At 68.8% G+C, this 627-nt stretch carries 1 pseudogene; it reads left to right on the top strand.

Annotated features, from left to right (window positions below):
- Positions 1-214 (top strand): annotated as a pseudogene (locus HX774_RS17430) (4-hydroxybenzoate octaprenyltransferase); the annotation flags it as partial.
- Between the last annotated feature and the right edge of the window lie 413 nt (positions 215-627).

Below are 627 nucleotides of genomic sequence, written 5' to 3'. Positions count from 1 at the left end.
CCTGGCCGTCCTGCTGGCGGGCGCCGCCGGTTTCGTCGCCGGTCTCGGCCCCGTCTTCTATGTCGGTCTGGCCGCCTACGCCCTGCACCTGGCCTGGCAGGTCAAGGCGCTGAAGCCCGAGGACGGCGCCCTGGCCCTGCGCCTGTTCAAATCAAATCGCGAGGCGGGATTGATCCTTCTGGCCGCCATCGCGTTCAACGGCCTAGCTTCCTGATCGAGCCCTCCCAAAAGGAACTCCGCATGACCTCGTACCGCGTCCCGCTCCGCGCCCTCCTCCTGACCGTCGCCGTCGCGGCNNTCGAAGCCCGCCGCGACGGCCCAGGCGGACGGCCCGCTGAAATACGAAAGCGCCACCCCCTACGCCAAGGTCAGCCTGACCCTGCCCGAGGCCATCAAGACCCAGCCCGACCTCTACGCCAGCCTCTATCGTCAGGAGGTCTCCGACCTCGGCAAATACGCCGAGGGCGCCCAGGCCGACCGCACCGAGGCGGGCGGCGAAAGCGCCATGGGTCCCTATGAGAAGACCATCGTCTATGGCGACCCGGTCCAGACCAGCCGCCTGTTCAGCGCCATGCGCACCGATTTCGACTACTCGGGCGGCGCCCACCCGAACACGGTCGCGACCGC

It is taken from the genome of Brevundimonas sp. P7753, assembly GCF_013386595.1.
Taxonomy (GTDB): Bacteria; Pseudomonadota; Alphaproteobacteria; order Caulobacterales; family Caulobacteraceae; genus Brevundimonas; species Brevundimonas bullata.
Note: the sequence above shows the minus strand (reverse complement) of the source record. Positions and strands in the feature narration are given on the sequence as shown.